The sequence below is a fragment of the Aquirufa sp. genome, assembly GCF_044342065.1.
GTDB lineage: Bacteria > Bacteroidota > Bacteroidia > Cytophagales > Spirosomataceae > Aquirufa.
Genome location: NZ_JBIIQN010000055.1, coordinates 1 through 4,583, shown reverse-complemented (window position 1 = coordinate 4,583; position 4,583 = coordinate 1). Strand labels below are relative to the sequence as shown.

Here is a 4,583-nt window from a genome sequence, read left to right as displayed (position 1 = left end):
TCTCTGAAGCTTTAACCAAGTTGGCGGTCCGGACGGGACTCGAACCCGCGACCCCATGCGTGACAGGCATGTATTCTAACCAACTGAACTACCGGACCGTTTGGTATTTGGTGGCACAAAATTAGGGAAATTCTGCTTGGATGCAAGAGGTCTTTGAAAAAAAATAGGAAAAAGATAGGCCTAACGAAGGTAGTGCGCTTTATTCGATTGAAAATCACGGCGTTGGCAGAGCACTTGCACGCTTACCCCGGAAATAAAATATCAGTTTCTACCTATACTTTATCAGCGCACATCGTTCCCTTTTCCCTTTTCCCCTGTACCTTTGTCAAACCTTAAATACCATACGATGCATTTCCCAGCTGCCTACGAATACCCAAACGCCCCTTATTTTGCTGAATACCTGCAATTTGATGCGGACGCGAATTTGTTGGAGGTATTAGACCAACAAACCCAGCAAATCCTCGCGATTTACGAGCCTTTGACGGAGCAACAGGCCAACTACGCTTATGCCGAGGGCAAGTGGAGTTTCAAGCAACTCTTGGGGCACATGGTGGATTCTGAGCGGATATTCGCCTACCGGGCTTTGGCGATTTCACGTGGGGAAACGCAATCACTACCCGGATTTGACGAAAATCAATACATGGATCAGGCGGGCTATGAAAACCAGTCGGCGGAAGAGGTTTTAACCCAATACAAAACAACGCGCGCGGCTACAATCGCTTTGATTCAATCCTTTACGCTAACCCAAGGAAACGCGATTGGCTCGGCCAATGGACAGAATATCTCGGCACGCGCTTTGGCCTGGATGATCGCCGGACACGAAAAACACCATTATAACATCATTCAAGCGCGGTACTTGCCACATTTTTCTTAAATTAGGCCATGCAATTTTACAAATACCAAGGAACCGGAAATGACTTCATCATCATCGATGACCGAAATCAGGCATTTAATCTCGATACCCCAGCGATTGCACAGCTCTGCAACCGCCGTTTTGGCATAGGGGCAGATGGTTTAATGCTTCTGCAACATGCAGACGCTTACGATTTCCGGATGATTTATTATAATTCCGATGGTACGCCCGGATCCATGTGCGGGAATGGCGGCCGTTGTTTGGTACGCTTTGCCGCAGACCAAGGGATCGTACAAGAAAAAGCCCATTTTATCGCGGTGGATGGACCGCATTTGGCCTATATTACTTCAGCAACAATATCCTTGCAGATGCAAGATGTGGCGAACATCGCCCAGCACGACGACGATTATTTTACCGATACCGGTTCGCCGCATGTGGTGCGTTACGTCCAACAAGTACAATTCACGGATGTAAAGAACATCGGTGCCGCCATCCGGTATTCGGAGGCTTATCAGGGCCAAAACGGAACCAATGTGAATTTTGCCGAAAAGCTAGATCCCCAAACCCTCTTCGTTCGTACCTACGAGCGCGGTGTGGAGGATGAAACCTATTCCTGCGGAACGGGTGTGACGGCGGCGGCTTTGGTATCCAATGCCACCAAAGGCATGCCCAGCCCCATTCAAATCAAGACTTTAGGCGGTGAATTAGCCATTCAATTCGAAGGAAACAGCACGGATGGTTACACGCAAATATTTTTAATTGGCCCAGCCAAACACGTTTTTACCGGAGAAATTTAGGATATGACTTTTGACGCAACAACCCAAGCAAACATCGACCAATGGTTAAACGGACCGTACGACGCCGAAACCAAAACGCAAATTCAAGCCTTGATCGCGGCCGGCGAACAAACCGCTTTGACGGATTCCTTCTACAAATCACTGGAATTTGGGACGGGTGGCATGCGTGGTGAAATGGGCGTGGGTTGTAACCGCATGAACCAATACACGGTGGGTACGGCTACGCAAGGTTTTGCCAATTACCTCAACAAATGCCTTCCGGGCCAAAAAATCAAAGTCGCTATCGCACACGATTCACGGAATAATTCCCCAGAATTCACCCGCATCGCGGCAAATATCTTCACGGCCAATGGCATCGAGGTATACCTCTTCCCTGCCTTGAGACCTACTCCCCAACTATCGTTCACGGTACGCGAGTTGGGCTGCCAAGCCGGCATCGTCATCACCGCATCCCACAATCCGAAGGAATACAATGGCTACAAGGCCTATTGGTCGGATGGATCGCAGGTCGTTGCCCCACACGATAAAAACATCGTAGCGGAGGTGAACGCCATTTCCTCGGTGGCTGACATTAAATTTGAGGGCAATGATGCCTTGTTGCATATTTTAGATGAGTCAATTGATAACGCGTATTTAAAAACCATCCAGGCGAATTGCCGCAAGCCGGAAGTCATTCAGCGTCAAAAAGACTTGAAAATCGTCTTCTCTCCTATTCACGGAACGGGGATTACCTTGGTGCCAAAAGCATTAGACCTATTGGGTTTTCAGGCCGTAACAGTCGTGGAAGAGCAAGCTATTCCCAATGGCAATTTCCCAACCGTCGTATATCCAAATCCGGAGGAGAAGGAAGCGATGACTTTGGCCTTGAATAAAGCCAAGGCGATTGATGCGGATTTAGTGATTGCGACAGATCCGGATGCAGATCGCGTGGGGGCAGCGGTGAAGAACCAACACGGCGAGTGGGTACTCTTGAACGGGAACCAGATGGCGAGTTTGATTCTGTATTATTTATTGAAAGTAACGGATTTGAAGGGCAATGAATTTGTGGCCAAAACGATTGTGACCACGGATTTGATCGATAAAATGTGTGCGTCCAAAGGCGTGAATTGCTACAATACCTTGACCGGTTTTAAATACATCGCACAGGTCATTCGTGAATTAGAAGGCAAAGAAAAGTTCATCGGCGGTGGCGAGGAGTCTTACGGCTATTTAATTGGCGATGCTGTCCGCGACAAAGACGCGGTGGCCTCTTGTGCCATGATCGCGGAATTAACGGCTTACGCGAAAGATCAGGGCAAATCATTGTTCGACTTTTTGGCTGAGATGTACATTGAGAATAATTTCTACTACGAAGGACTAATCTCCTTGACCAAAAAGGGGAAAGTTGGCGCAGAGGAAATCAAGCAAATGATGATCAATTTACGCTCGAACGTACCTGCTTCGGTGGCGGGTTCTAAACCGGTAACGGTTTTGGACTACGAGGGTTTAATCTCCACAGATCTGTTAACGGGTATTCAAAAACCTATTGCCGTTGGCCGCGGCATCGAAGCCTCCAACGTCATCCAACTCATCCTGGCAGACGGCTCGAAAGTCTCTGCACGTCCATCGGGCACGGAACCGAAGATCAAATTCTACGTTTCTGTTAACGCACCATTAGCCTCCGCGGCTGATTTCGACAAGACCCTTACTGCTTTGCAGGAGAAGGTGGGGGTGATACAGCAAGATTTGGGACTCGTGTAGAGACGCGATACTTCGCGTCTAATAAACCACAACCACGTAGAGACGCGATACCTCGCGTCTAATAAACCAAAACCATGTAGAGACGCGATACCTCGCGTCTAATCCCTAGGCTAAAGCCTAGGGTTATCAAATACCCCATTTTCGAATAGAATCATAGGATACAATCACGTAAATTCACAGCGAGGTTTGGCTCACATCACCATCAAATCTCCTAGAGAAATCTTATGAAAACATCCGAGGGTACTATCAAAGGCTATCATTGTGTAAAATCATTTCGAAGAATCAAAACAAAGCTTAGTAAGGAATTGATTGGACTTTCGAATGAGGAGATTCTCAAACGGTTTCAAAAGCCTAGTAGTGAATTTGAAGAAAATGCAAAGAAACTAAAATAATGTAGAGACGCGTAGCATCGATTCTGTTGGGTTACCTATATTCCAAGAAATGATTGTAGTAATCGGCGCGAAAAGCGCCTCAAACTTTGGCAAAGCATTAAGCTTTGCCAAAGATCGCCCACACCAACAAACACATCACCGCATACAACCTATTAATTTTATTAATAAATTCAGCCAACTAAACCGATTGCTATGTTGACTGAATCACAAGTACTTGCCTACAAGCAGGATGGATTTATCCAGGTCTCCAACTTTTTTTCAAAGGAAGAAATTCAACTTTTATATCAGGTCGCGACAGATGAATCCGTGGTAGAACACGCATTTGACCTCAATGATCAAACCGGGAAAAAGACCAAATTAACGCTTTGGTTTACCGCAGGCGATGATTCATTTGGACTCATGTCGCGATGTAAACGCATGGTGACCTCGGTCCAAAACATCTTAGGCGAAGGGGAAGTTTGCCATTTTCATTCCAAAGTCATGCAAAAAGAGCCCCGCGTAGGCGGTGCCTGGGAATGGCATCAAGATTACGGCTATTGGTATAAAAATGGATTCCTATATCCCGAATCCATGGTATCCGTCATGATTGCGCTGACTGATGCCAATGTCGCCAATGGCTGCTTACAAGTCCTCAAAGGCACGCATCACATGCAACGCATCGAACACCATTTTGCGGGGGAACAACAAGGCGCCGACCAAGCTTTCGTAGACGAGGCTGCCAAAGTTTCCGAACTGGTGTATTGCGAGTTAAAAGCGGGAGATGTTCTGTTTTTTCATCCGAATATACTTCACCGCTCGGAG

At 47.0% G+C, this 4,583-nt stretch carries 4 protein-coding genes and 1 tRNA gene; 4 read left to right on the top strand and 1 reads right to left on the bottom strand.

From position 1 onward, the window contains the following. Positions 1–21: 21 nt before the first annotated feature. Positions 22–98: transfer RNA gene (locus tag ACIQZ2_RS11565), tRNA-Asp, on the bottom strand. 248 nt (positions 99–346) lie between these two features. On the opposite strand from ACIQZ2_RS11565, the gene ACIQZ2_RS11560 reads away from it, so the two are divergent. From ACIQZ2_RS11560 to ACIQZ2_RS11545, 4 genes are all read left to right on the top strand, one after another. Next, a complete protein-coding gene (locus tag ACIQZ2_RS11560; protein ID WP_395769008.1) occupies positions 347–874 on the top strand; it encodes a DinB family protein in 528 nt (175 codons plus the stop codon). Between the two features lie 8 nt (positions 875–882). Beyond that, a complete protein-coding gene (gene dapF, locus ACIQZ2_RS11555) occupies positions 883–1,650 on the top strand; it encodes a diaminopimelate epimerase (protein ID WP_395769007.1) in 768 nt (255 codons plus the stop codon). A 3-nt stretch (positions 1,651–1,653) separates the two neighbouring features. After that, positions 1,654–3,390 (top strand): phospho-sugar mutase, encoded by a 1,737-nt coding sequence (locus ACIQZ2_RS11550; RefSeq protein WP_395769006.1) that lies wholly within the window; start codon positions 1,654–1,656, stop codon positions 3,388–3,390. Positions 3,391–3,974: 584 nt separating this feature from the next. Then, on the top strand, positions 3,975–4,583 hold a 609-nt coding region (locus tag ACIQZ2_RS11545), incomplete at its 3' end, for a phytanoyl-CoA dioxygenase family protein (protein WP_395769005.1).